Annotated in this window: 28 protein-coding genes; 19 read left to right on the forward strand and 9 right to left on the reverse strand. The window is 62.4% G+C overall.

Annotated elements, in window-relative coordinates:
- Positions 1-25: 25 nt before the first annotated feature.
- From ACHMW7_RS26660 to ACHMW7_RS26685, 6 genes are all read right to left on the reverse strand, one after another.
- Complete coding sequence (locus ACHMW7_RS26660; RefSeq protein WP_395448390.1) at positions 26-1,309, reverse strand: AAA family ATPase; 1,284 nt, start codon at positions 1,307-1,309, stop codon at positions 26-28.
- A 22-nt stretch (positions 1,310-1,331) separates the two neighbouring features.
- Positions 1,332-2,021, reverse strand: a complete 690-nt coding sequence (locus ACHMW7_RS26665; RefSeq protein ID WP_395448391.1) for a CpaD family pilus assembly protein — start codon at positions 2,019-2,021, stop codon at positions 1,332-1,334.
- Between the two features lie 14 nt (positions 2,022-2,035).
- On the reverse strand, positions 2,036-3,559 hold the full coding sequence (locus tag ACHMW7_RS26670) for a type II and III secretion system protein family protein (protein WP_395448392.1): 1,524 nt from the start codon (positions 3,557-3,559) through the stop codon (positions 2,036-2,038).
- Complete coding sequence (gene cpaB, locus ACHMW7_RS26675) at positions 3,556-4,371, reverse strand: Flp pilus assembly protein CpaB (RefSeq protein WP_395448393.1); 816 nt, start codon at positions 4,369-4,371, stop codon at positions 3,556-3,558. The genes ACHMW7_RS26670 and cpaB overlap by 4 nt, the downstream gene beginning before the upstream one ends.
- Positions 4,372-4,502: 131 nt before the next feature.
- Positions 4,503-5,024 carry a prepilin peptidase gene (locus ACHMW7_RS26680; RefSeq protein ID WP_395448394.1) on the reverse strand — a complete coding sequence of 174 codons (522 nt, stop codon included), beginning with the start codon at positions 5,022-5,024 and terminating at the stop codon, positions 4,503-4,505.
- Between the two features lie 172 nt (positions 5,025-5,196).
- Positions 5,197-5,376 carry a Flp family type IVb pilin gene (locus ACHMW7_RS26685; protein WP_395448395.1) on the reverse strand — a complete coding sequence of 60 codons (180 nt, stop codon included), beginning with the start codon at positions 5,374-5,376 and terminating at the stop codon, positions 5,197-5,199.
- Between the two features lie 364 nt (positions 5,377-5,740).
- Between ACHMW7_RS26685 and ACHMW7_RS26690 the strand changes: the two genes are divergently transcribed.
- The 14 genes from ACHMW7_RS26690 to ACHMW7_RS26755 all read left to right on the forward strand — a co-directional run bounded on the left by ACHMW7_RS26690 (position 5,741) and on the right by ACHMW7_RS26755 (position 18,969).
- Positions 5,741-6,166, forward strand: a complete 426-nt coding sequence (locus tag ACHMW7_RS26690; RefSeq protein WP_395448396.1) for a pilus assembly protein N-terminal domain-containing protein — start codon at positions 5,741-5,743, stop codon at positions 6,164-6,166.
- 132 nt (positions 6,167-6,298) lie between these two features.
- The gene (locus tag ACHMW7_RS26695) at positions 6,299-6,874 is read left to right on the forward strand and encodes a TadE/TadG family type IV pilus assembly protein (protein ID WP_395448397.1); all 576 of its coding nucleotides are present in this window, start codon (positions 6,299-6,301) and stop codon (positions 6,872-6,874) included.
- 142 nt (positions 6,875-7,016) lie between these two features.
- A complete protein-coding gene (locus ACHMW7_RS26700; protein ID WP_395448398.1) occupies positions 7,017-7,538 on the forward strand; it encodes a pilus assembly protein in 522 nt (173 codons plus the stop codon).
- 132 nt (positions 7,539-7,670) lie between these two features.
- The gene (locus ACHMW7_RS26705) at positions 7,671-8,909 is read left to right on the forward strand and encodes a phosphopentomutase (RefSeq protein WP_395448399.1); all 1,239 of its coding nucleotides are present in this window, start codon (positions 7,671-7,673) and stop codon (positions 8,907-8,909) included.
- Entirely contained in the window at positions 8,902-9,792 is an 891-nt protein-coding gene (mutM, locus tag ACHMW7_RS26710) for a bifunctional DNA-formamidopyrimidine glycosylase/DNA-(apurinic or apyrimidinic site) lyase (RefSeq protein ID WP_395448400.1), read from the forward strand. Before ACHMW7_RS26705 ends, mutM begins: the two co-directional genes overlap by 8 nt.
- Positions 9,793-9,842: 50 nt before the next feature.
- Complete coding sequence (locus tag ACHMW7_RS26715; protein WP_395448401.1) at positions 9,843-10,616, forward strand: enoyl-CoA hydratase; 774 nt, start codon at positions 9,843-9,845, stop codon at positions 10,614-10,616.
- A gap of 134 nt (positions 10,617-10,750) precedes the next feature.
- On the forward strand, positions 10,751-11,017 hold the full coding sequence (gene rpsT, locus ACHMW7_RS26720; RefSeq protein WP_067965745.1) for a 30S ribosomal protein S20: 267 nt from the start codon (positions 10,751-10,753) through the stop codon (positions 11,015-11,017).
- A 937-nt stretch (positions 11,018-11,954) separates the two neighbouring features.
- Positions 11,955-13,490 carry a chromosomal replication initiator protein DnaA gene (dnaA, locus tag ACHMW7_RS26725; protein WP_395448402.1) on the forward strand — a complete coding sequence of 512 codons (1,536 nt, stop codon included), beginning with the start codon at positions 11,955-11,957 and terminating at the stop codon, positions 13,488-13,490.
- Positions 13,491-13,692: 202 nt separating this feature from the next.
- On the forward strand, positions 13,693-14,811 hold the full coding sequence (gene dnaN, locus ACHMW7_RS26730; protein WP_395448403.1) for a DNA polymerase III subunit beta: 1,119 nt from the start codon (positions 13,693-13,695) through the stop codon (positions 14,809-14,811).
- A 49-nt stretch (positions 14,812-14,860) separates the two neighbouring features.
- Positions 14,861-16,012 carry a DNA replication/repair protein RecF gene (gene recF, locus ACHMW7_RS26735; RefSeq protein ID WP_395451450.1) on the forward strand — a complete coding sequence of 384 codons (1,152 nt, stop codon included), beginning with the start codon at positions 14,861-14,863 and terminating at the stop codon, positions 16,010-16,012.
- A 52-nt stretch (positions 16,013-16,064) separates the two neighbouring features.
- On the forward strand, positions 16,065-16,823 hold the full coding sequence (locus ACHMW7_RS26740; protein ID WP_395448404.1) for a molybdopterin-synthase adenylyltransferase MoeB: 759 nt from the start codon (positions 16,065-16,067) through the stop codon (positions 16,821-16,823).
- Positions 16,824-16,826: 3 nt separating this feature from the next.
- Complete coding sequence (locus ACHMW7_RS26745) at positions 16,827-17,309, forward strand: GNAT family N-acetyltransferase (RefSeq protein ID WP_395448405.1); 483 nt, start codon at positions 16,827-16,829, stop codon at positions 17,307-17,309.
- Entirely contained in the window at positions 17,306-18,559 is a 1,254-nt protein-coding gene (locus ACHMW7_RS26750) for an aconitase X (RefSeq protein WP_395448406.1), read from the forward strand. The genes ACHMW7_RS26745 and ACHMW7_RS26750 overlap by 4 nt, the downstream gene beginning before the upstream one ends.
- The gene (locus ACHMW7_RS26755) at positions 18,556-18,969 is read left to right on the forward strand and encodes an aconitase X swivel domain-containing protein (protein WP_395448407.1); all 414 of its coding nucleotides are present in this window, start codon (positions 18,556-18,558) and stop codon (positions 18,967-18,969) included. Before ACHMW7_RS26750 ends, ACHMW7_RS26755 begins: the two co-directional genes overlap by 4 nt.
- 143 nt (positions 18,970-19,112) lie before the next feature.
- Here the strand turns inward: ACHMW7_RS26755 and ACHMW7_RS26760 are convergent, their stop codons facing one another.
- Positions 19,113-20,114, reverse strand: a complete 1,002-nt coding sequence (locus tag ACHMW7_RS26760) for a 2-hydroxyacid dehydrogenase (protein WP_395448408.1) — start codon at positions 20,112-20,114, stop codon at positions 19,113-19,115.
- A gap of 161 nt (positions 20,115-20,275) precedes the next feature.
- Between ACHMW7_RS26760 and ACHMW7_RS26765 the strand changes: the two genes are divergently transcribed.
- The gene (locus tag ACHMW7_RS26765; RefSeq protein ID WP_395448409.1) at positions 20,276-20,833 is read left to right on the forward strand and encodes an SH3 domain-containing protein; all 558 of its coding nucleotides are present in this window, start codon (positions 20,276-20,278) and stop codon (positions 20,831-20,833) included.
- A 73-nt stretch (positions 20,834-20,906) separates the two neighbouring features.
- Here the strand turns inward: ACHMW7_RS26765 and irrA are convergent, their stop codons facing one another.
- Complete coding sequence (irrA, locus tag ACHMW7_RS26770) at positions 20,907-21,305, reverse strand: iron response transcriptional regulator IrrA (RefSeq protein ID WP_395448410.1); 399 nt, start codon at positions 21,303-21,305, stop codon at positions 20,907-20,909.
- 275 nt (positions 21,306-21,580) lie between these two features.
- Here irrA and fabA point away from each other — a divergent pair, with 275 nt between their 5' ends.
- The 4 genes from fabA (at position 21,581) to ACHMW7_RS26790 (ending at position 25,907) form a co-directional block, all read left to right on the forward strand.
- Positions 21,581-22,099 carry a 3-hydroxyacyl-[acyl-carrier-protein] dehydratase FabA gene (fabA, locus tag ACHMW7_RS26775; protein WP_395448411.1) on the forward strand — a complete coding sequence of 173 codons (519 nt, stop codon included), beginning with the start codon at positions 21,581-21,583 and terminating at the stop codon, positions 22,097-22,099.
- Between the two features lie 31 nt (positions 22,100-22,130).
- A complete protein-coding gene (gene fabB, locus ACHMW7_RS26780; RefSeq protein ID WP_395448412.1) occupies positions 22,131-23,354 on the forward strand; it encodes a beta-ketoacyl-ACP synthase I in 1,224 nt (407 codons plus the stop codon).
- A 10-nt stretch (positions 23,355-23,364) separates the two neighbouring features.
- Positions 23,365-24,177, forward strand: a complete 813-nt coding sequence (gene fabI / locus ACHMW7_RS26785; RefSeq protein WP_395448413.1) for an enoyl-ACP reductase FabI — start codon at positions 23,365-23,367, stop codon at positions 24,175-24,177.
- 191 nt (positions 24,178-24,368) lie between these two features.
- Positions 24,369-25,907, forward strand: a complete 1,539-nt coding sequence (locus ACHMW7_RS26790) for a putative bifunctional diguanylate cyclase/phosphodiesterase (RefSeq protein ID WP_395448414.1) — start codon at positions 24,369-24,371, stop codon at positions 25,905-25,907.
- A 3-nt stretch (positions 25,908-25,910) separates the two neighbouring features.
- On the opposite strand, the gene ACHMW7_RS26795 is transcribed toward ACHMW7_RS26790, so the two are convergent.
- Complete coding sequence (locus ACHMW7_RS26795; RefSeq protein ID WP_395448415.1) at positions 25,911-26,927, reverse strand: class I SAM-dependent methyltransferase; 1,017 nt, start codon at positions 26,925-26,927, stop codon at positions 25,911-25,913.

A 26,927-nucleotide genomic window follows, 5' to 3' on the forward strand; every position in this document is an offset into this window, starting at 1 on the left:
GACTAACACCTCCGCCGCACTGGCGTCACTTCTTGCGGGCCTTGAGCCGATTGAGAATTCCGCCGAGACCGGACGTCTTCTTGGCTTTGGCCTCGGACCTTCCGGTCAGGACATGGGCGATCTCGTTGATCGTCTGGACGATCGCGTTCTTGGCGTCCATCTCGCCGAGCATGCGGCCATTATTGGCGGCGTTGCCAAACAACAGCGCGTCGAACGGGATGACTGCCATCGGGGTGATGCCAAGCGGCTCGGAGAAATCGGCAGGCGATATCTCCGGGCGTTTCGGCACCCCTGCCTGATTGAGGACCAATCTGGGTGGCGGATCGTTGGGTCGAAGCCGCTTCAGCATGTCGACCAAGTTCTTGGTGTTGCGCAGGTTGGCCAGTTCCGGCGTCGCGGTAATGACCACCTCGTCGGCGCGGATCAGCGTGTTCTTGCTCCAGCCGCTCCAGATATGGGGAACGTCGAGCACAAGCATCGGTGAGCTGCGCTGCGCAGTGTCGATGATCGAGGCGAAGGCCTCGGGGTCGAAATCATAGACACGCTCCAGCGTCGACGGTGCGGCAAGCAGCGACAGATGCTCGGAACATTGGGCAAGCAGGCGGTCGAGATAGACCTCGTCGACCCGCTCGGGGGCGAACACCGCTTCGGCGATGCCTTGCGCGGGATCCTGGTCGAAGTTGATGTTGGCCGTGCCGAAAGCGAGATCAAGGTCGGCGACAACGACCTCGGATTTGAACAAGGTCGACATCGCCCAGGCGACATTATGGGCGATGGTGGAAGAACCGACACCGCCCTTGGCGCCGATAAAGGCGATCGAGCGGCCGATAGGTTCGGCGTCGGGATCGACGAAAATCGAGGAAATGACGCTGACGACATCCGCTGTCGAAACCGGCGCCACCACATATTCGGAGATGCCCGAGCGGATCAGCTCGCGATAAAGCGCGACGTCATTGTAGTGGCCGATGACCACGACCTTGGAACTCGGATCGCAATATTCAGACAGCCGATGCAGCGTCTCGAGCAAGGTCTTTGGCTCGCCACGCGATTCGAGAATGATCAGGTTGGGCGTCGGTGTACCGCTGTAAACTTCGATCGCGGTTTCGATGCCCCCCATATGGACCTGAAGATGGGCCTTGGCCATGCGGCGGTCCTCGCCGGCGCGCTGGATCGGCCCTGCGACGCTATCTGTCTCGCAGAATGCCTGGATCGAGATGCGCGGCACCGGCCTCAATGTCTGCATGACATCGAGATCCTGCTGCGACAGCTCGTCGCTGCCGGGCTGGGAGTCGTAGGCGAGATTGCTCATGTCGAACTGCCTCCAATTCCCATCAGTAGGTCGTTTCTGGCTGCCAAGCGGCTGGTGGCTTTCGATACTGATCGATCACGACATTTCGATTCTCGGCATCAATCTCGGTTTGCTTGCGCGGTCCGAGCAGGTCAGCCGGGTTGGCGATCTGCGCGGCGAGATTGTTCTGATAGGAACAGCCGAAATTGGCGTAGTGCTTGTTGTCGGTGGTGTCGGCGACATCCGCCGGCCAGCTGCCGCAACGGTTGGTCTGAGCCCGCATCGCCGAATAGGTGGCCCGGATCGGCGAAGACGCCTCGGGGTATTCCGACTGATAGCTGGTGATCGCAATACGGTTCTTCGGAACGCCCGCCTTCATCGCGATGGTCATCAATCCACGTGCGGCCTTGGAGGCCGCGGCATCGTTTGCGCCCCCCACGGGGGTCATGATTGTCAGCGTCGACGCCGCCTGGCGATCATAGTTCTGCAGGAACCCCTCGAAGGTGACCTTCTGACCCTGGGTGACACCACGATCACCGACGCCGACGGGAATGTCGATGGTCTGGTTCTTTTCGGCGATGACGATCGGATGATTGGTGCGATAGTCGTCGGGGATCGAACCGACAGTGACGCTGTCGCGATTGGCGCAGCCAGCCAAAAGCGCAACCGTGGCCATGGCAAGAAGCCTCAACCGGTTGCGGTTGGCGCTGCGCTTGACGATTGCCTGAGACATGCCCCTATCCCCGCTCATTTGTAGATGAAGCCGACGACGCCGTGGTAACGGCCCATGGGCTTGTCTGTTTTCATGGTGCCGTAGACGCGGTTGACGCGGCCGAGGAACATGCCGGCGCCATCGCTGGTGGCGTTGAAATTGTCATCCGGCTTGGCGAGTTCGTTGCGAGCGGTCGGGCGGGCCAGATATGGCGTGACAATGATGACCAGCTCGGTTTCGTTGCGGATGAAATCGCGACTGCGAAACAGCGTGCCAAGGATCGGCACCTTTGACAGACCTGGCACGCCGCCCATGACCTGCTTGACGTCGTCGCGAACAAGTCCGGCAATCATCATCGACCCACCAGAGGGAAGTTCAACTGTCGTGTCGGCAAGACGCTTGCGTAGCGATGGCAGCGTCGGACCGCCGCCGCCAAGGCCTGACGATTCGTTTGTCGGCTCGGAAACCGACGTGCGAACCTTCAAACTGATACGCCCCGCCGAAAGGACAACCGGCTTGAAGTCAAGGCTGATGCCGTATTCTACTTGCTCGTAAACGAGGCCACCTGGATCGGTAACACCTTTGTCATCACGCTTCGCAGCCTCCACCTTCCGCAGCATGTTGAATTCACCACCAACGCGAAAGGACGCCTGCTCGCCGGAAACAGCTGTCAAAATCGGTTCGGCCAGTGTCTTCATCACACCGGCCTGTTCCATCGCGTTGATCGAGGCACCTAGGCCATTCTTTGCGAAACTGAACGTGCCGGCGCTGCCTACCAAGGGTGCGCCAAGACCACCTGGAATGGCGTTTTCTATGCCCCAGTTGATGCCATTGGAGTTGCCCGAACCGATCATGTTGACGCCAAGCTGCTTCATCACATTGCGGCTGACCTCAGCCACAGTGACCTTGAGCATCACCTGATCGTCGCCGATGATCTGGAGCAGATTGACGATCTTGCTTTTCTGGCGGGTCTGATCGGGATTGTTGATGTCGACGCCGCCATTGTCGGAGCCGCCGGTAGCTGTCTGCGAATACTGACCGGTCGTCGCCTCACCGCCGGTGACGAAGATCGTCGCCAGGTCGACCGCGCGCTTGGCATCAAGAGGGGTGTCGACAGTGCCGGTCAGCACGACGTTGTCATTCAACAGTTCGACCTTGATGTCGGCGCCCGGAATGAAGCGCTTGATATAGTCCTCGAGGCCGGCGACATCTCGCTCGACTGCGAGATCGAGGCTGACAATCTGCTCGCCATTCGGGCCGAAGACGAAGATGTTGGTTTCGCCGACCGCCTTGCCAAAGAGATAGATGCGGCGGGCCGTGCGCGTAACCGCGTCGGCCACAGCAGGGTTGGCTACCAGAATGTCATAAGCATCGCTCGGGAGGTCTATGACAACCGACTTGTTGAGGCCAAGCTTGACGCGCTGGATGCTGGCGGTATTCGAACTGACCTGTGCCCGCGAAGCGGCGGAGACCGGGGCGAGGTGAGGAATGACAGCGCCTGCGGCAAGGATGCCGAGGGCAGCGGTGGCGGTGGCCCAAAATCTGATGCAGGACCTCATTTCCGTGCTCCCGATTCAGAAATCTCGCCGGATTTGATGAGCCGCACGGTGCCGCGCTTGCCACTGCCCGAAACCAGATAATCGGCTTCAGCGAGGTTCTTTTGCTGCGTATCGGCAACAGAGCGCAGCGCCAGTGTGAGCCGGTCGGCCATCTGTTGCGCAACCGTGATGATCTCGGCCTGCTGTGCCGTAAGCTCCAGCGTCGCGGTTTCGCCAACCTTGACCTTCTTGCCCTCCTCGTCCTCCTGGATGGCCTGGTCGATGGCCAACACGCGGATATTGCTGAGGATGGTTTCAGTGGTGAAGCCACTGCCGGATTTTGCCGCATCCGAGCGGCGCGTCATGATGACGTCGACATAGTCGTTGGGCAGGATGAAGCCGCCAGCAGACGTATCGGCGGAGATCGTCGTGGCGACGGCTCGCATTCCGGCCGGCAGCACGGCGGACATGAAGCTCTGGCCTTCGCCGATCAGCTTGGACTTGCGCAGCGGTTCGCCGCTGTACATCGCAAGACGAGCAACCGAGCCCTTGAATTTCTCAAGCGCTTCAGGCTCGGCATTTCGGGTGATGAAATTGGGGTTGATGCCGTCACTGGGCCAGGGCTGCCAGCTGATGTTGTTTTCCACCGTAGCGCCCATCGGCACATCGCCGGTCAGCACCAGGACATCGGTCAGGGCGATTTGAGGCTGCTGGGGGCCGGATTCAACGATGACCTCGGCGGGCGGCGGCGCCGACATGTTCTTTGCGACGAAACCGGCGCCGCCTGCGGCAGCGACCGCTACGCCCAGTATCATCAATCGCGATGCAGCCATTTGTCCGAAACCTCGCCCTGGCACCCCATCAAGCCAAGCCGGACTTTGCATAGGCAATCGTCAACTTATGGTTAATGCAGTCCTTACGAGCGTGATTAATTGTTTCTTACGCAGGCCTGCTGGCCATGCAGTTATTGTGCCGCCAAACGCTCGACCGCCCAGACCACCAGCGGCGACGCGGGATAGGTGACAAGCCCGCCGAGCCCGAGTGCGATCCCGTAAGGCACGCCGCCCGCATCCTTGGAAAAATTCCTGAGAAACATGTTCTGCCCGGTGATGTGCGACAGTGCCGAGCTGCGGAAGGACAGGATCGCAAGCGTCAACAGGCCACCAAGGATCGCCGAAGTGAGAAGATACTGCATCAACGGCGCTCCGAACCCCATCCAGACACCGGTGGCAGCGATCAGCTTGGCGTCACCGCCGCCCATGCCGCCAAGTGCGAAGAGCGCGAATGTGATGGTCAGCAGCAAAGCGCCCGTGGCCAAATGCGTACCGATCCCGACCCAGCCCATGCCAGTCAGAGGCGCAACGATGAGGAACACGCCGAGCAACAGCAACGGCACACGGTTGGCGATGGTCATCGACATCGTATCGGAGACGGCCGAATAGACCATGCAAAAGGGGAAAACGACAAAGATCAGTGCTTCAAGCATGGCCAGGTGCTCGCGATCCAGAACATCTATCAATCTAACATCTCGGCGTTAAGCTTCGATGAAGTTAGCGGCAACATCTCCGGCAGCCGCAGAAAGCAAAAAGGCCACCCATGCGGGCAGCCTTCTTACGTAATTTGCCGACAAAAGCGCCGCAAAAGGCCTCAGGCCAAAATCACGGGGCCGGCACAGCCGAAAGGGTCGTAGCGACATTCGTGAACTTCGCGGCCAACTGCGTGCCAACGGCGGTAGCGCCGGTGATGATGGCGAGGGCGATAAGGGCGGCGATCAGACCGTATTCGATGGCGGTCGCGCCGGATTCGTCCTTCACAAAACGTGCGATGAGGTTAGACATTGAAAGCTCCTTGCTCCGTGTTACAGCACTTCCGCCAACATTTCTTTGTCGTCGATCGGATGACTGCAACCTAGCGGGGAGCTCTTTCAATCGACTTAATAAACAGCCTTACCGAAACCTTTCGCCGCGGCTTGGCTTCGTGTGGTTAACCGCAAACTAAGCCAGGCCCAACAATTGTCGGTGATCCAGCCGCTCAGAAGTCGCGGCTGTTTGCTGTTGCAGCTTGGGCATGCGAGCACGTCAGCGCGGTGCCGTTTCGCCCTGCGGTTGTCCTGGCCAGGCGCTTAACCGTTGGTTCACCAAAGTCGTTCATCTTCCATTGAACAGTTGACCGATACCGACAGCCGCCAAGGGGGCGCCTATCATGGCCAAGCCAAACCTATATGTCCTGGGAGCCTGCACCTGGCTGGCATCGCTTGCCGCTGCAACACATACATATGCGGGCGCGGGTATCGAAGTGACGATGAACCAGGCCAAGATCGTGCGGCTTACCCGCCCGGCCGACACCATCGTGGTTGGCAACTCGTCCATCGCCGATGCTGCGATCCAGGACGCCTCGACCATCGTGCTCACCGGCAAGGGTTTCGGCGTCACCAACCTTGTCGTGCTCGATGCCGAAGGCAGCCCGATCGTCGACGAGCAGGTGACTGTCATCCGCCATGACGCCTCGTCCGTGCGGATCTACCGGCGCTCGGAGGTCCAGACACTTTCATGCACGCCCTATTGCGAGAGTTCCTACAAGAGTGACGCCGAGCGGATGTCCGAGAGCGAGATGAACGCCAGCCAATAGTTTGGCGCATGAGTTCATCAGGCATGGTCAACGGCCGGTAAACCGAGCATGCGCAATTTTCCGGATCATTCAAACCGGGCTTCAAGAGCTTTCCCTTATACGTCGGCCTGAACCACTCGAGGCGGTCGGGACATGAGCAAAGCAGCGGCTGCAGAAAGCAATGATGTGAACGGACCGAAGCGAGGCTTCCTTGCCCGTTTCATGCGGGACCAGAGCGGCAGTACGGCGATCGAGTTCGTCATACTGGCAATACCGTTTTCGTTGCTGGTCTTCGCCATTCTGGAAAGCTGCATCGCCTTTGCCGGCCAGCAGGTGTTGTCCAACGCCGCCGACGATGTCGCCAGGCAACTGCGCACAGGGCAGGTCAGGGCGGCGACTGTTACGAAAGTCTCCTTGGAGAAGATGATCTGCGACAAGCTGGAGATCCTTGTTGCCAAGGGCTGCCCCGAGCTGGTCGTCGATCTGCGCAGCTATCCAACCTTTGCCGATGCGGCAAAGGTAAAGATCAAGCTGACAAGCGACAAGGATATCGACACGACGGGTTTCGCGGTGACGCCAGGTCCGTCAATGTCCAAGAACATGCTGCAGGTCTTCTACAGATGGCCTGTCATCACCGACTTCATGCGGGCGTCGATGTCGAACCTCAAGGGCGGCAAGTTTTTGCAATATGCGACCGTCACCTGGCAGAACGAGCCGTTTAACGACTGACTGGACTGGCCGGCCGTCAAAGACCGTGGCCTGGGAAAGGGGCAACATGTCTGTCTGCGCGAGATCCATGCTGGAGCGATGGCGGTCTTGCGCGCGCGCCCTGATCAGTGACAAGCGCGGCATTGCGGCGGTCGAATTCGCCTTGATCGCGCCGCTGCTTTTTTCGCTCTATTTCGTGACCATGGAAGTCTCGCAAGCGATCGAGACCAACAAGAAGGTCAGCCGCGCCGGATCGATGATCGCCGATCTGATCACCCAACAGCAGACCATCACCAGCACTGAAGTCGACGCGGTAATGAGCATCGGTGAGTCTATCCTGCAGCCCTACAATCGCAGTACTGGCAAGATCATCGTCACCGCGATCGAGATCACCGACGAAGCGACACCAAAAGTGCAAGTCGTTTGGTCACGCAAGCTCGTCAACGGCGTGGCGAGCGTGGATGCTGTGAAAGGGACCGCCACGACGGTGCCGCCCGCTCTCAAGATCAAGGGCACGTTCCTCATTCGCGTCGAAAGCGACCTCGAATACAAGCCGGTCATTACGTGGGCGGCGCAAAGCAAGCCTGTGCTTGGGCTTGCCGCCGCTTTCGACGGCATTTCGATGTCCGAGTCCTATTATCTACGTCCACGCATGAGCCAGAGCGTTCCCTGCACGGGCTGCTGAACGCTAAGCCTGCCCGAACATCAAACTGTGGATTTGCATCGCGACCCCTGTCAGCTGCCTTTCACCGGATAATTGCCAATACCGGCGACTGATCTTATGTCTGGCAGACTGGCAACCGAGAACCCATTGTAGATGGCGCGTGCATTCCTGTTCGTCCTGGATTCCTTCGGCATCGGCGGAGCGGCGGACGCCGCGCGCTTTGGCGACGTCGGATCGGACACCTTCGGACATATCGCGCGCGCCTGCGCTGAAGGCCGCGCTGACCGCGAAGGGCTACGCGCCGGCCCGCTCGACGTTCCCAACATGGCATCGCTCGGACTTGGCCGCGCGGCGAAAGTGGCGAGCGGCTTCGATTTCGCCGGCGGCACGCCGCTGCGCGCTGATGCCTTTCATGGTGCAGCCCAGGAAATCTCGAGCGGCAAGGACACACCATCTGGCCATTGGGAAATCGCAGCCCTGCCGGTGACCTTCGACTGGGGTTATTTCCCGCAGACCGTTCCGACATTTCCTGCTTCACTGACCAAGGCGATCATCCACGAGGGCAAGGTCCCAGGCATTTTGGGCGACTGCCACGCCGGAGGCATCGAGATCATCGAACGCTTCGGCGAAGAGCATATCAGGACTGGAAAGCCGATCTGCTACACCTCGGTGGATTCCGTGCTGCAGATCGCCGCGCACGAGACCCATTTCGGGCTGGAGCGGCTCTATGAACTGTGCCAGGTCGTCCGCCGCCTCGTCGACCCGCTGAACATCGGCCGGGTCATCGCCCGTCCCTTCCTCGGCGAGAGCAAAGAGACGTTCCTGCGCACGCCCAACCGCCGCGACTACGCCACCCCCCCGCCAGAGGCGACGCTACTCGACAGGCTGACCGCGCGCGGCAGCAAGGTCATCGGCATCGGCAAGATCGGCGATATTTTTGCCCATCGCGGCATCAGCGAAATCCGCAAGGGCGTCGGCAACATGGCGATGTTCGACAAGGCGCTCGGCGCCATGGACGATGCCCGCGACGGCGATCTGGTCTTCGCCAATTTCGTCGACTTCGATACCGAGTTCGGCCACCGCCGCGACGTGCCGGGTTATGCTGCTGCTTTGGAAGCATTTGACAAACGCCTGCCGGAAGCATTCGCGCAGCTCAAGCCGGGTGACCTGCTCATCCTCACCGCCGACCACGGCAACGATCCGAGCTGGCCTGGTACCGACCACACGCGCGAGCGCATTCCGGTGATCGGTATTGCCCAGGGCCTTCCCGGCGGCGATGTTGGCCTGAGGCCAACCTTCGCCGACATCGGCGAGACCGTGGCCGAACATCTCAGCCTGGCGCCCGGGCGCCACGGCAACTCCTTCCTCGAAACGATCGCCAGCCATGCCTGAATTGCCCGAAGTCGAAACCGTCCGGCGTGGACTGCAGCCGGTGCTGGAAGGCGCGCGCATCGAGCGCGTCGAGACGCGCCGGCCGAATTTGCGCTACCCCTTCCCCGAGCAGTTCGGCGAGCGCCTGGCGGGCAGAAAGATCACCTCGCTTGGCCGGCGCGCCAAATATCTGATCGCCGACGTCGAGGACGCCCCGCTGTTGATCTGCCATCTCGGCATGTCCGGCTCGTTCCGCGTCGAAACCGACGAGGACGCGGCGACACCGGGCAGCTTCCATCACGAACGGTCGAAGTCGGAGACGCATGACCACGTCGTCTTTCACGTTGCCGATGCCAAGGGCGTGCCGGCGCGTGTCGTCTTCAACGACCCCAGGCGGTTCGGCTTCATGCTGTTTGCCGAGCGCAACGGCGTGGAACATCCGATGCTGTCGGGTCTCGGCGTCGAGCCGACCGGCAACACGCTCGACGGCGCGCTTCTTGCCCAGCTGTTCGAAGGCAAGAAGACACCGCTCAAGGCGGCCCTGCTCGACCAGCGACTGATCGCCGGCCTCGGCAACATCTATGTCGCAGAAGCGCTGTGGCGCGCCAGGCTTTCCCCCACGCGGGCCGCCGGCACCATCGCCGGCACCGGCAAGGTCGCGCGGGAGCGGGCAACGCTGCTTGCGACCTCCGTGCGAGAGGTGATTGCCGATGCGATCGCCGCAGGAGGGTCTTCGCTGCGCGACTACGTCCACACCGACGGCTCGCTGGGTTACTTCCAGCACTCCTTCTCCGTCTATGACCGCGAGGGCGAACCCTGCCCGCACAGCGGCTGTGCCGGCCATATTGAGCGCATCGTGCAGAGCGGGCGCTCAACCTTCTATTGCCGCCAGTGCCAGCGCTGAGCTAGAGCAAAGCCTCATTGGTAGCGCTGCGAGACAGGGAGAGCCGCAAGATGGCCTATGAAACGATCATCGTGGAAACACGCGGCAAGGTCGGGCTGATCACGCTCAACCGACCGAAGGCGCTCAATGCGCTGAACTCGCAAGTGCTCGCCGAACTCCTGGCAGCCACCGGCAGCTTCGAAGCGGACCAGGGCGTCGGCGCCATTGTCATCACCGGCTCGGAAAAGGCCTTCGCGGCCGGCGCCGATATCAAGGAGATGCAGGCCAAGAGCTATGTCGACGCCTATATGGAAGACTTCTTCTCCGGCTGGGAGGCCTTCGCCCGCAACCGCAAGCCGATGATCGCCGCGGTCGCCGGCTACGCGCTGGGCGGCGGCTGCGAGCTCGCCATGATGTGCGACTTCATCATCGCCGCCGACTCTGCCAAGTTCGGCCAGCCCGAGATCACACTTGGCGTCATGCCCGGCATGGGCGGCTCGCAACGACTCACCCGTTTCGTCGGCAAGTCGAAGGCAATGGACATGTGCCTGACCGGCCGGATGATGGATGCGGCCGAGGCCGAGCGCTCCGGCCTCGTCTCGCGAGTCGTGCCGGCGGCCGACCTGATGGAAGAAGCGATGAAGGCGGCGGCCAAGATCGCCGACTTCTCCTTGCCGGCAGTCATGATGTGCAAGGAAGCGGTCAATCGTTCTTATGAAGTAACGCTTGCCGAAGGCCTGCGCTTCGAGCGCCGCGTGTTTCATTCGATGTTCTCGCTCGACGACCAGAAGGAAGGCATGGCCGCCTTTGCCGAGAAAAGGACTGCGAATTTCCACAACCGCTGACCTGAATCGCGTTGACGTTGGAAGCAAGCTGAACTATAAGCCGCACCAACTGAGGCGCCCCTAGGGACGCCCGACTGATTTTTGCGCTCTGCGGGAAGCCGCTCGCGCCCACCTAGAGATCAAAGAGAGGCACCATGGCCAATACCTCCTCGGCCAAGAAGGCAACGCGCAAGATCGCCCGCCGCGCAGCGGTCAACAAGAACCGCCGCTCACGCGTCCGGACTTATGTCCGCCAGGTCGAAGAGGCTCTGGCCTCGGGTGACAAGGCAAAGGCAGAGGCCGCCTTCAACGCCGCCCAGCCGGAACTGATGCGCGCCGCCACCAAGGGCGTCCTGCACAAGAACACCGCCTCGCGCAAGGTTTCGCGTCTGGCACAGCGGCTCAAGGCGCTTTCCGCCTAAGCCCTGCAAGCAATTGGATTTCTGATCAACCCGGCCTCACCAGCCGGGTTTTTCTTTTGCCGGCAGTTGGCCGAAAAAGCCGCCCCATGGGCCGCTGGAGCATGCCCTTAGAGGGCCAAGATCTTTGCCGGCATATGCGGCTATTCTGATAACTACAACTGTCGGAAGCAGGCCTACAACCAGACTCACCGTGTCAGAAATTCCCCTGTGATTTCATGGGCTTGTGCACGGTCATCCACAGCTTGTTCAAGCTGCCCGCAGGGCTCGGGGGACAAGTTGGTGTCAAGCGGATTCTTTTAAAATTATTTCGGGCGGGGTGCGGTTTTTTTCGATCCCCGGAAAAGGGTTTGAATCACAACGGCTTTGTCCGTTTGAAGGGGACCCGCAAGCTTTGAATCCGACGCCGAGGTAAGCAGATTCATTAAAAACGGGTTAGACTCGGCCTTGCCCTGTCCACAGCGATTTTTGTAAGGTCTTTTTATCGAAGGGACGGGCACCTAGCCCTCAGCCAAGCCAAAAAATCGGCGGCGTTCTCGGCGTGGATGGAATCCGCGTCCGGGGGAGGTATGCCCAATTCGATATATATACTTGGGGCGTGTGGGGATACACGGCATGGTGACTTTGCATTGCACCGGCGACTTCGCCGGATGGCTACGCATTTGCCTGGAGTTGCAGCCCCCGCGGCTCCAGCCAGAAGACAGCGTAAAGCGCGCTGACGACTGGCAACGACAGCGCCACATGTCCGTTCGGACGTGCAAGGACGCTGCAGCACAATGAAACTGTGCGCGGACCCTTCCGAAGATCGGTGTCGATCTCCGGAGGCCATGCACTGGGGGCTACAGCCGGAAGCGGCCAGCATCCTGAATGAAATACCGGTGGAGATGCGAGCGGCGCATCCCCATACGGCAACGAGGACCGAAGGTTAGGGATTGCGACAATGCAAAGCGGCATCGAAAGGGAAGCAAATGCGGGCTTTCTTTTTACCGGCGAACTGATCGAGGGCAACGCAGTGGCAGCAACCAGCGCCGCAGAGAAGAATTTTGACCGGGTCAAGACGCAGCTTCAGGTTCGCCTGGGCAGCGAGGTCTTCTCGAGCTGGTTTGGCCGCATGAAGCTTGCGGAAACATCCAAGGGCGTCGTGCGCCTTTCGGTGCCGACCGCTTTCTTGCGTTCCTGGATCAACAGCCATTATCTCGACCTCATTTCCGAGCTGTGGCGCCAGGAAGAGCCGGAGCTTCTGAAGCTTGAGATCATCATCCGTACGGCGACCCGCATGGCGCGTCCCGGCGTGGAAACCGAAGCCGCATCGCTGCGCAAGCCGGTGCGCCAGGCGCAGACGGCCCTTGCCACCAGCACGGCGGCGGCCGGGCGTACGGCTGAACGCCCCGCCCCAACGCGCAATGGCACCGCAGACCAGGAGTTCAAGCAGAACGTCCTCGGCTCGCCGCTCGACCCGCGTTATACTTTCCAGTCCTTCGTCGAAGGCCCTTCCAACCGCGTGGCGCTCGCTGCGGCGCGTGCGGTGGCGGAATCGAACTCGCGCTTCAACCCACTGTTCCTCCATGCCACCGTTGGCCTCGGCAAGACGCACCTGCTTCAGGCGATCGCGGCTGAGTCGCTGCGCCAGAACCCGAAGTCGCGCGTCGTCTACCTGACTGCCGAATACTTCATGTGGCGTTTTGCGACCGCGATCCGCGACAACAACGCGCTGACCCTCAAGGAGCAGCTGCGCGACATCGACCTGCTGATCATCGACGACATGCAGTTCCTGCAAGGCAAGTCGATCCAGCACGAGTTCTGCCATCTCATCAACATGCTGCTCGATTCGGCCAAGCAGGTGGTGGTTGCCGCTGACCGTCCGCCGGCGGAGCTGGAATCGCTCGAGCCACGTGTGCGTTCGCGCCTCAATGGCGGCGTGGCGCTCGAAATGTCGGCGCCGGACTTCGGCATGCGCCTTGGCATGCTCAAGCTGCGCTTTGCCGGCGCCAAGAACGAAGACCCAAACCTTGCCATGGATGAGGAGATCCTCACCCATGTCGCCCGCACCGTCACCGGCTCGGGCCGCGAGCTTGAAGGCGCCTTCAACCAGCTGATCTTCCGCCAGTCGTTCGAACCGCAGCTGTCGATCGAGCGCATCGACGAGATCCTCGGCCACATCTATCGCTCGGGCGAACCCAAGCGCGTGCGCATCGAAGACATCCAGCGCATCGTCGCCCGCCACTACAACGTGTCGAAGACCGAGCTTCTGTCGAACCGCCGCACTCGCACCATCGTCAAGCCGCGCCAGATCGCGATGTATCTGGCCAAGGTGATGACGCCGCGCTCGCTGCCCGAGATCGGCCGGCGTTTTGGCGGCCGCGACCACACCACCGTGCTGCATGCGGTGCGCAAGATCGAGGACCTGTCGGGTGGCGACAACACGCTGGCCCAGGAGCTCGAACTGCTGAGAAGGCTGATCAACGACCAGGCCTGATGGTTTGTCGGCGCAGGCGACAGTTTGACGCCTGAGACTTATCCCCAGAACGCCCGTGCAACGGCCTTGGAGTCGCTGCGCGGGCTTGCCTTTCCATAGTTTTTACTGTCAGACTCAGCACAATTCCGATCGTGTTGCGGGCTTTCCCGGGCGCATTCGAGCCCGCGAACCCGCACCTTCAAAGAAGCGAGCCTGTTTCGTCATGCGTGTTATCCTGGAACGCTCCAACCTGTTGAAGTCGCTGAACCACGTGCACCGCGTGGTCGAACGGCGGAACACGATTCCGATCCTGTCCAACGTGCTGCTGCAGGCCAATGGCGCGAGCCTCGAACTGAAAGCGACCGATCTCGATCTCGAGATTGCGGAAGCGACGCCGGCGAGCGTCGAACAGGGCGGCGCCACCACGGTTCCGGCGCACCTGCTCTACGACATCGTGCGCAAGCTGCCCGATGGCGCGGAAGTGATGCTGAAGACCGACGAGGACGGCAACGCCATGTCGGTGGTGTCGGGCCGCTCGAGCTTCCGCCTGCAGTGCCTGCCGCAGTCGGATTTCCCCGAGCTTTCGGCCGGCACGTTTTCCCATATCTTCCGGCTCGAGGCCAACGCGCTGAAGGGCCTGATCGACAAGACCCAGTTCGCCATCTCCACCGAAGAGACACGCTATTATCTCAACGGCATCTACCTGCACACGCATGAAAGCGGCGGCAAGCTGATGCTGCGCGCGGTTGCCACCGACGGCCACCGCCTGGCGCGTGCCGAGGTCGAGGCGCCGGCCGGCTCCGAGGGCATGCCGGGCATCATCATCCCGCGCAAGACCGTGTCCGAGTTGCAGAAGCTGATCGACGATCCGGATGTCGCGGTGACGACCGAGATTTCCGATACCAAGATGCGCCTGACCATCGGCGGCGTGATCCTGACCTCCAAGCTGATCGACGGCACCTTCCCCGACTATCAGCGTGTCATTCCGAGCGGCAACGACAAGAAGCTGATCATCGACCGCCAGAGCTTTGCCGCGGCCGTTGACCGTGTGTCGACGATCTCGTCGGAACGCGGCCGCGCGGTGAAGCTGTCGATCGCCGACGGGCTGGTGACGCTCGCCGTCAACAACCCCGATTCGGGCAGTGCTGTCGAAGAACTTGCCGCTGACTATTCGTCGGACCCCATCGAGATCGGCTTCAACGCCAAATACCTGCTCGACGTCGCCGCTCAGCTCAAGGGCAGCGAAGCCCGCTTCATGCTGGCGGATGCCGGTTCGCCCACGCTCATCCACGACACAGCCGACGAGAACGCTCTCTACGTGCTGATGCCGATGCGCGTGTAGCGCGCGCAACCCAATGCAAGAGCCGGATACGGGGGGAGAGCGGAAACGCATCCCCTCGACGTTTATCAGTAAGCTTACACTTACGGACTTCCGCAATTACAACTCGCTGTCGCTCGACCTCAGGCCGGGCGCGGTGGTGTTCACCGGCGAGAACGGCGCCGGCAAAACCAACCTGCTCGAGGCGATCTCGTTGCTCACGCCCGGGCGCGGCCTGCGCCGCGCGCCTTATCCCGATGTCGCCCGCGAGGGCAGCGCGGGCAGCTTTGCCGTGCATGCCGCAATCAAAGGACCGATCGGCGATGCCGAGATTGGCACCGGCACAGCACCAGAAGCCATGGGCGAAGCAGGACGGCGCGTCCGCATCAACGGTGCTGCCGCCAAGGCCGACCACATGCTCGAATGGCTGCGCGTGGTGTGGCTGACACCGTCGATGGACGCGCTGTTCACCGGCCCCGCCGGCGACCGCAGGCGCTTCCTCGACCGGCTGGTGCTGGCGATCGATCCGGCGCACGGCCAGCGCGCGCTCGATTATGAAAAGGCGATGCGCGGCCGCAACCGTCTGCTTGCCGAGGACCGTCGCGACAACGCCTGGTTCGACGCGATCGAGATCCAGATGGCCGAGACAGGAGCGGCGATCGCCGCTGCGCGTGTCGAGATGGTGCGGCTTTTGACGGCGATGATCGGGCGGATGCCTGAGACCGGCCCTTTCCCGCAGGCCGAACTGAGCCTCGCCGGAAGCCTCGAACAAAGTATCGGCGACATGCCGGCGGTGGAGCTGGAAGAGCGATTCCGGCAAGCGCTGGCCGACGGGCGCGAGCGCGATCGTGCGTCCGGACGCACGCTTGATGGCCCACATCGCTCGGACCTTTTGGTGCGTCACAAGCCGAAATCCATGCCGGCGGAGCTGTGTTCGACCGGCGAGCAGAAGGCGTTGTTGATCGGCATCGTCATTTCGCATGCACGGCTGACCGGCGAGATGGCGGGCGCAGCACCCATCCTTCTGCTCGACGAGATCGCCGCCCATCTCGATGCCGGCCGCCGCGCGGCACTGTTTTCGATCCTTGAAGAGCTGAATTGCCAGGCCTTCATGACCGGCACCGAAGCGAGCCTGTTTTCGAGCCTTATCGGACGGGCACAGTTTTTGACTGTCGACCATGGCAGCGTCAGCGCCACCGTTTTCCCGGACAGGGTGGACCGATAGATCCCGCCACTACCGGACTGACAAGCAGAACTGGCGGCGATATGGTTGTGCCATGAACCAGGCAGCACCGCTTTCCCCGGAAGAACTCGAACGCTATGCGCGCCATATCGTGCTGCCGGAGATCGGCGGTCCGGGCCAGCAGAAGCTCAAGCGCGCGCGCGTATTGGTGATCGGCGCCGGCGGTCTCGGCGCACCGGTGCTGGAATATCTTGCGGCAGCGGGCGTCGGTACGCTCGGCATCGTCGACGACGATCATGTCTCGCTGTCCAATTTGCAGCGCCAGGTGATCCACGATACCCAGTCGGTCGGTTTGTCCAAGGCGGAGAGCGCAAAGGCGGCGATTGCCCGCATCAACCCGCATGTGACGGTCGAACTGCACAAGCTCAGGCTGACGACCGAAAATGCTGCCGAGTTGATCGCCGGTTACGATCTGGTGATCGACGGTTCTGACAATTTCGAGACGCGTTATGCGGTTGCCGATGCCAGTGCCGCAGTGAAGCGGCCGCTGGTGCATGCCGCTGTCGGGCGCTTCGACGGCTCGATCACCGTGCTGAAGCCGTTCGAGACGGGTGCCGACGGCCGCCGCAACCCCGGATATCGCGACCTGTTCCCCGAACCGCCGCCGGCGGGCCTGGTGCCGTCTTGTGCCCAGGCCGGCGTGCTCGGTGCCCTGACCGGTGTCATGGGAACCTTGCAGGCGATGGAGGCGATCAAGCTGATCACCGGCGTCGGCGAGCCGCTTGTCGGCCGGTTGCTGCTTTACGATGCGCTCGCAGCGCGTTTCGACACCGTGCGTTACAAAGCCTCGTGAGCCATGACCGCTGACGTGACCATTGCCCGCCTGCCCCAGGATTTTGACCGCTGGGCTGAACTGCTCGACCTGATCATGCGCTCCTTCGCCTATATGGACGGCGTCATCGACCCGCCATCGTCGGCGCATCGGCTGACGCTGGCCAATCTGCTGGACAAGGCCAGGGACGAAGTCTGCTTCATCGCCATGCTTGAAGGGCGGCTCGTCGGCTGCATCTTCGCCGCCGAACGGGCCGAGGTGTTTTATGTCGGCAAGCTGGCAGTCGACGACAGCGCGCGCGGCGCGGGCATCGGCCGGGCACTGATGGTCGCAGCCGAGCGTTACGCCATCGAACAGGGCAAACCAGTGCTCGAACTGCAGACGCGGATCGAGCTCGCTGCCAACCACACGACCTTCGCGCGGATGGGTTTCGTCGAGTTCGAGCGTACTGCACATGAGGGCTTCGACCGTCCGACCTCGATCACCTTTCGAAAGATGCTCGGTTGAGCCTCGCACTCACAAATGACGAGCGGCGAATCGCCAGCGGCAGCGATGGCGCGGCGATGGCGATGCGCATCGTCGCCGAAAGTGCCGCCCTGCTCGGCGCGCCCAGGCTGATCCCGATTGCCTCGGCGCATATCGACGGCGCGCTCTACCATGGCGATTCGGGTACGCTGTTCGCCGAGAGGCTGGTCGAGGGCCGCGCCCACGTTGCCGTGCGTTCGACACTCAATGTCGGCGCGCTCGATCTCATGGGCTGCTCGCGCGTGCGCCTGGAAGAGCCGCAACGCTCCATGGCGCGGCGGATGATGGAAGCCTACCGCAAGCTCGGTTGCGAGCCGAGCTGGACCTGCGCGCCCTATCAGGCCGGCCACCGGCCCGCTTTCGGCGCTGATGTCGCCTGGGGCGAATCGAATGCGGTGGTGTTCTGCAATTCGGTGCTCGGCGCGCGCACCAACCGTTATGGCGATTTCCTCGACATCGCCTGCGCGATATCGGGCCGTGCGCCCGACTATGGTCTGCACCGCCAGGAGAACCGCCTGGCGAATCTGGTCTTCGACGTCTCGGCCCTACCCCGGGCATTCCTCGCTTCCGAAATCGCCTGGCCGGTGCTCGGCAGCCTCTATGGCCGCGAGGTTGGCGACGCCATCGGCGTGGTGACAGGCGTGACCCAAAGTCCCGGCGAGGACGCGCTCAAGGCGTTCGGCGCGGCGGCCGCCTCGTCGGGTGCTGTCGGGCTGTTCCATTTATCTGGCGTGACACCGGAAGCACCCGATGCCAAGACGGCGCTGGGCGGCCTCGACGCGGAAACAACGATCCGGGTGACGCCACAGATGGTCGCTTCTGCCCAGGCCAGGCTATCGACCGCCGAAGGCACAGAGCGAATCGACGCCGTCGCCATCGGCAGCCCGCATCTGTCGCTGGCCGAATTCGACTCGCTGGAGCGGCTGATATCGGGGCGACGGCTCAGCGTGCCGATCCATGCCTGCACCGGGCGACATGTCCTGACCGAGCTCGACCGCAACGGGCGGCGCAAGGCGCTGGAGGTCCTGGGCGTGGTCGTCGTCGCCGACACCTGCGTGGTGGTGACGCCGATCCTGCCTGACCGCACAAACGGCGTGCTGATGACCAATTCGGGGAAGTTCGCGCAATACGCGCCTGCCAACACCGGCTACGCCGTGCTTTATGGCTCGCTTGCCGATTGCGTCGAAAGTGCCGTTCTTGGTCGACCGGTGTTTGCGAGGCTCAGCTCATGAACACGCGCGCCGAAATCCTGGTTCCTGGCAGGACGGGCGAAGGCCCGGGCCTTATCCTGTCGGCACCTATCAGCTTCTGGGGCGGGGTTGATCCCAAATCCGGGCGCATCGCCGATGTGCGCCATCCCGAATGCGGCCAGGGCATATCAGGAAAGGTGCTGTTTTTGCCCGGTACCATCGGCTCGTCTTCGGCATCGGCGGTGTTGATGGAACTGGTCCATGCCGGCCATGCGCCGGCAGCGCTGGTGCTGCACGAGCCCGACGCCATCCTGCTGCTCGGGCTGATCGTGGCGCGCGAGATGGGCTGGGAAACGCCGGTGGCGGTGAAGCTTGGGCGGGAAGCTTTCGCGGCCTTCAACGGCAAGCAAGTGCGTGTCGGCGTTGATGGCGACATCCGTATTTCTGGTTAGATTGACGCTGCCTCACCCTTACCCTCTCCCCGTAAACGGGGCGACGAGGGCATAGACGTTGCCGCTTGTCCCTTCTCCCCGTTTACGGGGAGAAGGTGCCGGCAGGCGGATGAGGGGCAACGCAAACCTGATACGAAAGAACCTCAGGTCCTGAGCGGCAGCACGCGGTCAGGCGGGCGGTGCCCGTCGACATGAGCGCGGATGTTGATGATGACCTTCTCGCCCATGTCGATGCGGCCCTCGATGGTGGCCGAGCCCATATGCGGCATCAGCACTACCTTGCCCTTGGCAGCGAGCTTGAGCAGCTTGTGGTTGACCGCCGGCTCATGCTCGAAGACGTCGAGGGCTGCGCCGGCAAGCTTGCCGTCCTGCAGCATCTTGACCAAAGCGTCCTCGTCGATGATGTCGCCGCGGGCGATGTTGACCAGATAGGCGTGCGGTTGCATCAGCGCGAGCCTGCGGCCCGACAGCAGATGGAAGGTCGCCGGCGTCGAGGGGCAGTTGATCGAGATGATGTCCATGCGGGCGAGCATCTGGTCGAGGCTCTCCCAATAGGTCGCCTCCAGCTCGTCTTCGACCGACTGCAGCACGCGGTGGCGATTGTGGTAGTGGATCGACAGGCCGAAAGCCTTGGCGCGGCGGGCAACGGCGGTGCCGATACGGCCCATGCCGACGATGCCGAGACGCTTGCCGCCGATGCGGCGGCCGAGCATCCAGGTCGGCGACCAGCCGGCCCATTTCTTGTCACTGGTGAGAACGCTGGCGCCTTCGGTCAGGCGGCGCGGCACGGCGAGCATCAACGCCATGGCCATGTCGGCGGTGTCTTCGGTCAAGACGTTCGGCGTGTTGGTGACGGTAATGCCGCGCTTGGAAGCCGCGGTAACGTCGATCTTGTCGACGCCGTTGCCGAAATTGGCGATCAGCTTGAGATTGGGTCCGGCCTGCTCGATCAGGGCGGCATCGATGGTGTCGGTGACCGTCGGCACCAGAACGTCGGCCTCTTTGACCGCCGCGACCAGTTCCGGCTGGCTCATCGGCCGGTCGTCGACGTTGAGCCGCGCGTCGAAGAGTTCGCGCATGCGCGTCTCGACCTGGTCGGGCAGCTTGCGCGTAATGACGACGAGAGGCTTTTTTCGACCGGCCATTCTATCCTCGACGAAGATCTCGTTGAGACCTCTTTAACCAAGACCGGCGAAACTGCAATCCGATCCATGAGTGGTAATCTGTGTAACAAGCAGTGCCGCCGAAGACAAAGAAAAAAGGGTGCCCGCCCCAAGGGCGCCAAGTTCAAACAGAGGTTACGGAAGTGTCTGGTTTTGCGTCGCTCCGTCTGGCCGTCAGCGCAGCACTGATCGGCCTTGCTTTCGTTTCGCCTGATGCCGGCTTCGTCGGCCCTGCCATGGCCGCCCAGAACGGAACGCTCGGCCCGAGCGGGCTGCCGCTGCCGCGATTCGTCAGCCTCAAGTCGGGCAAGGTCAATTCCCGCATCGGCCCTGGCGTCAATTATCCGGTCGACTGGCTTTACCTGAAGCCGGGCCTGCCGATGGAAATCATCCAGGAATATGACAACTGGCGCCGCGTGCGCGATTCCGAAGGTGCGGAGGGCTGGATCAACCAGTCGCTGCTATCGGGTCACCGCACGGCAATGACAGCCCCCTGGCAACGCGGCAAGCCGGCGCAGCTCAACCTGCTCGCCAAGCCCGAACAGGGCGCGCGTACCGTTGCCATCATCGACCCCGGCGTCATCGGCTCGATCAAGCAGTGCAATGGCGATTGGTGCGAAATGAGTTTCGCCGGCACGAGCGGCTGGCTCAACCAGTCTCAGGTCTGGGGTGCCTATCCAGGCGAAAGCATCGAGAACTGATGACCTGCAGCGCCGCGCGTCCCCTGGGACGGCCAACGGGCGCCAAGAATCCAGCTGTCAGGATTGCGCGGGCTTAGGCCGGGCGCTTGGGCCTGAGCCTCACCACGATATCGACATTGGCGATTTCCATGCCTTCCGGAGGCTCCGGCAGGTTGGTGACCGTGACGGGGCCCGATTCGATATCGAATACCCGGTTTTCGCCTTCGATGAAGAAGTGGTGGTGGTCGGAGGTGTTGGTGTCGAAATAGGTCTTTGAGCCTTCGACAGCCAGGATGCGCAAAAGGCCCGACTCGGTGAACTGGTGCAGCGCATTGTAGACGGTCGCCAGCGACACCGGCACCCCGGCCGACAGGGCCTCCTCGTGCAGCTCTTCAGCCGAGAGGTGCCGATCGCCCTTGGCAAACAGGAGTTCGGCCAACGCGATGCGCTGACGCGTGGGCCTGAGCCCCGCATCGCGGACACGCGTTTCCACAGCAATGCTAGCCTTGTGGGAATCCACTCGTTGCCTCGTCGAAGTTAGCCTTCGCCCCAATTGTAGCCTGTAAACGTGCCAAAAACTGGATAGGCAGCCGGCAAGCTAAGCCTGACATATATTCTGTCACTCAAATGCGATCAATAGCGCGCATTGACCCACACGGATGGGCACGTTAATCGCAATCGCCGGTTTCCGGCTGCAAACAGTCTGTGCTAGTGAGAGCACACAAGAAGGGCGTGGCACCGCCCGAAACGTTGACGGGGAAGGTGTTCATGGCCGATCAGAAATCCAGCTACGGCTACGAGGAATTGCTGGCCTGTGCCCGCGGCGAGCTGTTCGGACCCGGCAATGCCCAGCTGCCTGCTCCGCCGATGCTGATGTTCGATCGCATCACCGAGATCAGCGAGACCGGCGGCGAGTTCGACAAGGGCTTCGTTCGCGCCGAATTCGACATCAGGCCGGACCTGTGGTTCTTCCCCTGCCACTTCATCGGCAACCCCATCATGCCGGGCTGCCTCGGTCTCGACGCCATGTGGCAGCTGACCGGCTTCTTCCTCGGCTGGCTCGGCGAGTCCGGCAAGGGCATGGCGCTCTCGACTGGCGAGGTGAAGTTCAAGGGCATGGTCACGCCTTCGGTCAAGAAGGTCGAATACGGCATCGACTTCAAGCGCGTCATGCGCGGCCGCCTGGTCCTGGGCATCGCCGATGGCTGGTTGAAGGCCGATGGCGAACCTATCTACAAGGCCACCGACCTCAAGGTCGGGCTCTCGAAGCAGGAAGCCGCAGCCTAAGGGCTGCCGGACATTCTGAAAGGAAATCTGAATGAGACGGGTCGTCGTAACTGGCCTTGGAATCGTGTCGTCCATCGGCAACAACGCTTCCGAAGTGCAAGCCTCGCTGCGTGACGCCAAGTCCGGCATCAGCTTCTCCGAATCCTTCGCCGAACATGGCTTCAAGTGCCAGGTCTGGGGTTCGCCGAACCTCGACACGACCGAGCTTGTCGACCGCCGCGCCGCCCGCTTCCTGTCGCAGGGCGGCATGTGGAACCACGTCGCCATGAAGCAGGCGATTGCCGACAGCAGTCTCGAAGAGAGCGATATTTCAGGCAACGAACGCACCGGCATCATCATGGGGTCGGGCGGTCCGTCGACGCGCACGATCGTCGAAGCGTCGGAAATCACGCTCAAAAACAACAGCCCCAAGCGCATCGGGCCGTTCGCGGTGCCGAAGGCGATGTCGTCGACGGCGTCGGCGACGCTCGCCACCTGGTTCAAGATCCACGGCGTCAACTATTCGATCTCGTCGGCCTGCTCGACCTCGGCGCATTGCATCGGCAACGCAGCTGAGATGATCCAGTGGGGCAAGCAAGACATCATGTTCGCCGGTGGCCACGAGGACCTCGACTGGACGATGTCGAACCTGTTCGACGCGATGGGCGCGATGTCGTCCAAGTACAACGACCGCGCTTCGGTCGCTTCGCGCGCCTATGACCTCAACCGCGACGGCTTCGTCATCGCCGGCGGCGCGGGTGTGCTGGTGCTGGAAGAACTCGAGCATGCCAAGGCGCGCGGCGCTAGGATCTATTGCGAACTCGTCGGCTACGGCGCGACCTCGGACGGCTACGACATGGTCGCCCCGTCGGGCGAAGGCGCGATGCGCTGCATGCGCCAGGCGCTGGCGACGGTGAAGGGATCGGTCGACTACATCAACACCCACGGCACTTCGACGCCGGTGGGCGACAGCAAGGAAATGGGCGCCATCCGCGAGGTGTTCGCCGGCAACCTGCCCAACATCACCTCGACCAAGTCGCTGACCGGCCACTCGCTGGGTGCGGCCGGCGTGCAGGAATCGATCTACTCGATCCTGATGATGCAGGGTGGCTTCATCGGCGAAAGCGCCCATATCGAAGAGCTGGATCCTGAATTCGAAGGCATGCCGATCGTGCGCAAGCGCATCGACAATGCCAAGATAGATACCGTGCTGTCGAACTCCTTCGGCTTCGGCGGCACCAACGCCACGCTCGTTTTCCAGCGCCATTCCGCATAGGGACCCTGACATGGATGGATTGATGAAGGGCAAGCGCGGGCTCATCATGGGTGTCGCGAACGACCACTCGATTGCCTGGGGCATTGCCCAGAAGCTTGCTGAGCACGGTGCCGAGCTCGCCTTCACCTATCAGGGCGAGGCCTTCGGACGCCGCGTCAAGCCGCTGGCCGAGAAGGTCGGGGCCTCGATCCTGGTGCCTTGCGATGTCGAAGACAGCGCGTCCGTCGCCGCGGCCTTCGAGACATTGAAGGAAAAGTGGGGCGGCATCGACTTCCTGGTCCACGCCATCGGCTTCTCCGACAAGAACGAGCTCAAGGGCCTCTACGCCGACACCACGCGCGAGAACTTCGTGCGCACCATGGTGATCTCGTGCTTCTCCTTCACCGAGGTCGCCAAGCACGCGGCAGCGCTGATGAACGAAGGCGGCTCGATGATCACGCTGACCTATGCAGGCTCGGTGCGCGTCATGCCGAACTACAACGTCATGGGCGTCGCCAAGGCCGGGCTTGAGGCCAGTGTGCGTTATCTCGCCAACGACTACGGTCCGCGCGGCATCCGCATCAACGGCATCTCGGCCGGCCCGGTGCGCACACTGGCGGGCGCTGGCATCGCCGATGCACGCCACATGTTCTCCTACCAGCAGCGCAACTCGCCGCTGCGCCGCACCGTGACCCTCGACGAGGTCGGCGGCTCGGCGCTGTATCTGCTGTCCGACCTGTCGTCGGGCGTCACCGGCGAGATCCATTACGTCGATTCCGGCTATCACATCGTCTCGATGCCGACGCTGGACGAGCTCAAGCAGATGGATGGCGGGCGCGATTAGTGCATGACCCCGAAAATCGAAACGATTTTCGGGGTCATGCGCAGATTCAGAACTGTTACAGCGTCTTTTGCGCGTCCAGGAGGACGCGCGGCGCTGTAACAAACCGTCTGCTGGTAAAATTGTAGACAATCGTCACAATCGATCTTAACGAGCGAATCGGTAGAAATGCCACGCAAGTTAGGAAAATCAGCATGCCTGCCGTCAGGAACCCCCGTCGAAGCCCAACGTTTCGGCTTATCACCATCGCCGCTTCAGGCATGGGCAGCTTCGTGCTGGGCATGTGGGGCCTGAAACTTGGCCTTGGCGAGAATGTCGGCGGCCTGTCGGGCGATACGATCAGCGCGGTCATCGCGGCACTTTGCGCACTGGCAGCCTCGATCGCTGCGATGTCGTTCTTCGCCGGCGTCGATGAATCCGCCGACTACGTCTTCAACGAGACCTTCTACGACAAGCTGACCGGGCTACTGGCGCGGCCGGCGATGGTCGGCAAGATCGCCGAAGCTGCGTCCGCCACCGCCCGCACCGGCAAGCCGATGTTCCTGATCGACATCGATATCGACCGCTTCAAGCAGATCAACGACGCCATCGGCTACAGCAATGGCGACGCCCTGATCCGCGCCTTCACCGCCCGGCTCAAGGCGGCCCTGCCCCGCGACATGGTCATCGGCCGCATCGGCGCCGGCGAATTCGCCATTCTCTATCCCGACCAGATGTTGCGCTGCTCGCTCGAGACGCTCATCGAACGCCTGATCCACGACCTGATGCGGCCTTACCAGTTGCAGTCCCACCAGCAGTCGGTCAACGTCTCGGTCGGCGTCGTTGCCATGCCCAAGGACGGCTACGACCCGGTCGTGCTTTTGCGCCGCTCTAATCTTGCGCTGCAGAATGCACGCGCCAGCGGCATCGGCGACTGGGCTGTGTTCCAGCCCGAAATGGGCAAGGTTGCCGACCATCGCCAATGGGTGGAATCGGAACTGCATGGCGCCTTCCAGCGCGGCGACTTCGACCTGCATTACCAGCCGCAACTCGACCTGACGTCAGGTCGCGTCGTCGGCTACGAGGCACTGATCCGCTGGCACCACCCCGAGCGCGGCATGATCCCGCCGGTCGAGTTCATCTCGGTCGCTGAAGAGACCGGCATGATCGCACCGATCGGCGAGTGGGTACTGCGCAAGGCCTGTACCGATGCACGCCTGCTACCGGAAGACTGCTTCGTTGCGGTCAACATTTCGCCGGTTCAGTTCATGACCCGCGACTTCGTCGGCATGGTCGAGCGGATCATCAAGGAAACCGGCATCGAGCCCAAGCGGCTCGAACTGGAACTGACCGAGTCGGCGATGATGCAGGACCGCGACCGCGCCGCCCTGATCCTCAAGCAGCTGACGGCAATGGGCATCTCGGTGGCGGTCGACGATTTCGGCACCGGCTACTCGAACCTCGCCTATCTGATCGACTTCTCGTTCCACAAGCTCAAGATCGACCGCTCCTTCGTCAGCCGCATGGAAACCGACAGCAATTCGGGCGCCGTGGTGTCGACGATCGTCGGCCTGTCGCGGGCGCTCGGCGTGCGTACGATCGCCGAGGGCGTCGAGACGGAAAACCAGGCGACCCTGCTCAGGGCCGCCGGTTGCCAGGAAGTGCAGGGCTATTTCTTCGGCCGCCCGGCGCCGCTCAGCCTCGGCGACCCGGCGTTGACGCAGGGCACCGAAGGCATTGCCAGCGTGCACTGACCGTCAGCGCTTGGCGGAATAGACCCTGAAGGCACTGTCGACGGCGATTTCTTCGACCGACGAAAAGGCCTGCGCCAGCACCGGCATATAGGGCAGATGGCGGTTGGCCACCATGAACAGGCGCCCGCCCGGCTTGAGCGCTGCGGCTGCCGCCTTGATCATGCGCTGGCCGATCTCCGGGTCCGCGTCACGATCCTGGTGGAAGGGCGGGTTCATCACCACCATGTCGTAGCGCCGTTCGACCGGCTCCTTGGCGAGGTCTTGCCAATGGAAAGCAGGCGCGACCGGAGCAACGGGCAGGTTGGCCTTGGCCGCTTCAAGTGCATCGAAGTCGGCCTCGAACAGGTCGAGCGCCTTGAGGTCCTTGGCACGCGTGACCACCTCGGCGGCGACATAACCCCAGCCGGCGCAGAAGTCGGCGACCTTGCCCTTGATGTCAGCAGGCAGATTGTCGGCCAGTAGGCGCGAGCCAGCATCGACGCGTTCGAACGAGAACATGCCGGGCGCGGTGTGGAAACGGCCCTCGACCAGCATGTCGGGATTGTCGGCCCGCAAGGCTACAGCGGCCGTGTCCATTTGGGCGGTGCGGCGAAACCACAGCGCGGTGCCGTGATATTTCGGCAGGTGGTCCTCGATCTCGAGCAGACCGCCGAGCCGCTTGCGCAGGCTGGCGATGCCATCGTCCTTGCCGCCGGCGACGACGATCAGCCCGCCTGGCGCCGTACGCTCGATCGCCTCGGCGACACGCAGCTCGTTCAGTCCGCGATGGCGCCCGGCCAGCACCAGCGTGATGTCGAAGCCGTCTTCCTCGGCACGCGCCGTAACATCGTGCCCAGCGGCCGCCAGAGCCAGCACATGCGGCCGGAAGCCCTGAACCAGCGAGAGCCTGGCATCGAAGCCCTGGGGCTTCCTGAAGCCCGGCTCGGCCCCGATGAACAGGGCACGCGTGCCCTGCCCCGGCATCGCCAGAAGCTCGGCCTCAAAGGGATAGAACAGCGTCTTCAGTGCATCGCGTGGCAT

The sequence above is a fragment of the Aminobacter sp. UC22_36 genome (assembly GCF_044056035.1).
GTDB lineage: Bacteria > Pseudomonadota > Alphaproteobacteria > Rhizobiales > Rhizobiaceae > Aminobacter.

Excerpts from the sequence above, each read along its gene's own strand:
- ACHMW7_RS26705 (WP_395448399.1), top strand. The coding sequence starts at position 7,671 with ATGGCGCGTGCATTCCTGTTCGTCCTGGATTCCTTCGGCATCGGCGGA.
- ACHMW7_RS26745 (WP_395448405.1), top strand. The coding sequence starts at position 16,827 with ATGACCGCTGACGTGACCATTGCCCGCCTGCCCCAGGATTTTGACCGC.
- ACHMW7_RS26670 (WP_395448392.1), bottom strand. The coding sequence starts at position 3,559 with ATGAGGTCCTGCATCAGATTTTGGGCCACCGCCACCGCTGCCCTCGGC.
- ACHMW7_RS26660 (WP_395448390.1), bottom strand. The coding sequence starts at position 1,309 with ATGAGCAATCTCGCCTACGACTCCCAGCCCGGCAGCGACGAGCTGTCG.
- ACHMW7_RS26680 (WP_395448394.1), bottom strand. The coding sequence starts at position 5,024 with ATGCTTGAAGCACTGATCTTTGTCGTTTTCCCCTTTTGCATGGTCTAT.
- ACHMW7_RS26695 (WP_395448397.1), top strand. The coding sequence starts at position 6,299 with ATGAGCAAAGCAGCGGCTGCAGAAAGCAATGATGTGAACGGACCGAAG.
- ACHMW7_RS26690 (WP_395448396.1), top strand. The coding sequence starts at position 5,741 with ATGGCCAAGCCAAACCTATATGTCCTGGGAGCCTGCACCTGGCTGGCA.
- cpaB (WP_395448393.1), bottom strand. The coding sequence starts at position 4,371 with ATGGCTGCATCGCGATTGATGATACTGGGCGTAGCGGTCGCTGCCGCA.
- ACHMW7_RS26795 (WP_395448415.1), bottom strand. The coding sequence starts at position 26,927 with ATGCCACGCGATGCACTGAAGACGCTGTTCTATCCCTTTGAGGCCGAG.
- ACHMW7_RS26715 (WP_395448401.1), top strand. The coding sequence starts at position 9,843 with ATGGCCTATGAAACGATCATCGTGGAAACACGCGGCAAGGTCGGGCTG.
- fabI (WP_395448413.1), top strand. The coding sequence starts at position 23,365 with ATGGATGGATTGATGAAGGGCAAGCGCGGGCTCATCATGGGTGTCGCG.
- fabB (WP_395448412.1), top strand. The coding sequence starts at position 22,131 with ATGAGACGGGTCGTCGTAACTGGCCTTGGAATCGTGTCGTCCATCGGC.
- ACHMW7_RS26685 (WP_395448395.1), bottom strand. The coding sequence starts at position 5,376 with ATGTCTAACCTCATCGCACGTTTTGTGAAGGACGAATCCGGCGCGACC.
- rpsT (WP_067965745.1), top strand. The coding sequence starts at position 10,751 with ATGGCCAATACCTCCTCGGCCAAGAAGGCAACGCGCAAGATCGCCCGC.
- dnaA (WP_395448402.1), top strand. The coding sequence starts at position 11,955 with ATGCAAAGCGGCATCGAAAGGGAAGCAAATGCGGGCTTTCTTTTTACC.
- ACHMW7_RS26790 (WP_395448414.1), top strand. The coding sequence starts at position 24,369 with ATGCCTGCCGTCAGGAACCCCCGTCGAAGCCCAACGTTTCGGCTTATC.
- ACHMW7_RS26755 (WP_395448407.1), top strand. The coding sequence starts at position 18,556 with ATGAACACGCGCGCCGAAATCCTGGTTCCTGGCAGGACGGGCGAAGGC.
- ACHMW7_RS26760 (WP_395448408.1), bottom strand. The coding sequence starts at position 20,114 with ATGGCCGGTCGAAAAAAGCCTCTCGTCGTCATTACGCGCAAGCTGCCC.
- fabA (WP_395448411.1), top strand. The coding sequence starts at position 21,581 with ATGGCCGATCAGAAATCCAGCTACGGCTACGAGGAATTGCTGGCCTGT.
- ACHMW7_RS26740 (WP_395448404.1), top strand. The coding sequence starts at position 16,065 with ATGAACCAGGCAGCACCGCTTTCCCCGGAAGAACTCGAACGCTATGCG.
- dnaN (WP_395448403.1), top strand. The coding sequence starts at position 13,693 with ATGCGTGTTATCCTGGAACGCTCCAACCTGTTGAAGTCGCTGAACCAC.
- ACHMW7_RS26665 (WP_395448391.1), bottom strand. The coding sequence starts at position 2,021 with ATGTCTCAGGCAATCGTCAAGCGCAGCGCCAACCGCAACCGGTTGAGG.
- mutM (WP_395448400.1), top strand. The coding sequence starts at position 8,902 with ATGCCTGAATTGCCCGAAGTCGAAACCGTCCGGCGTGGACTGCAGCCG.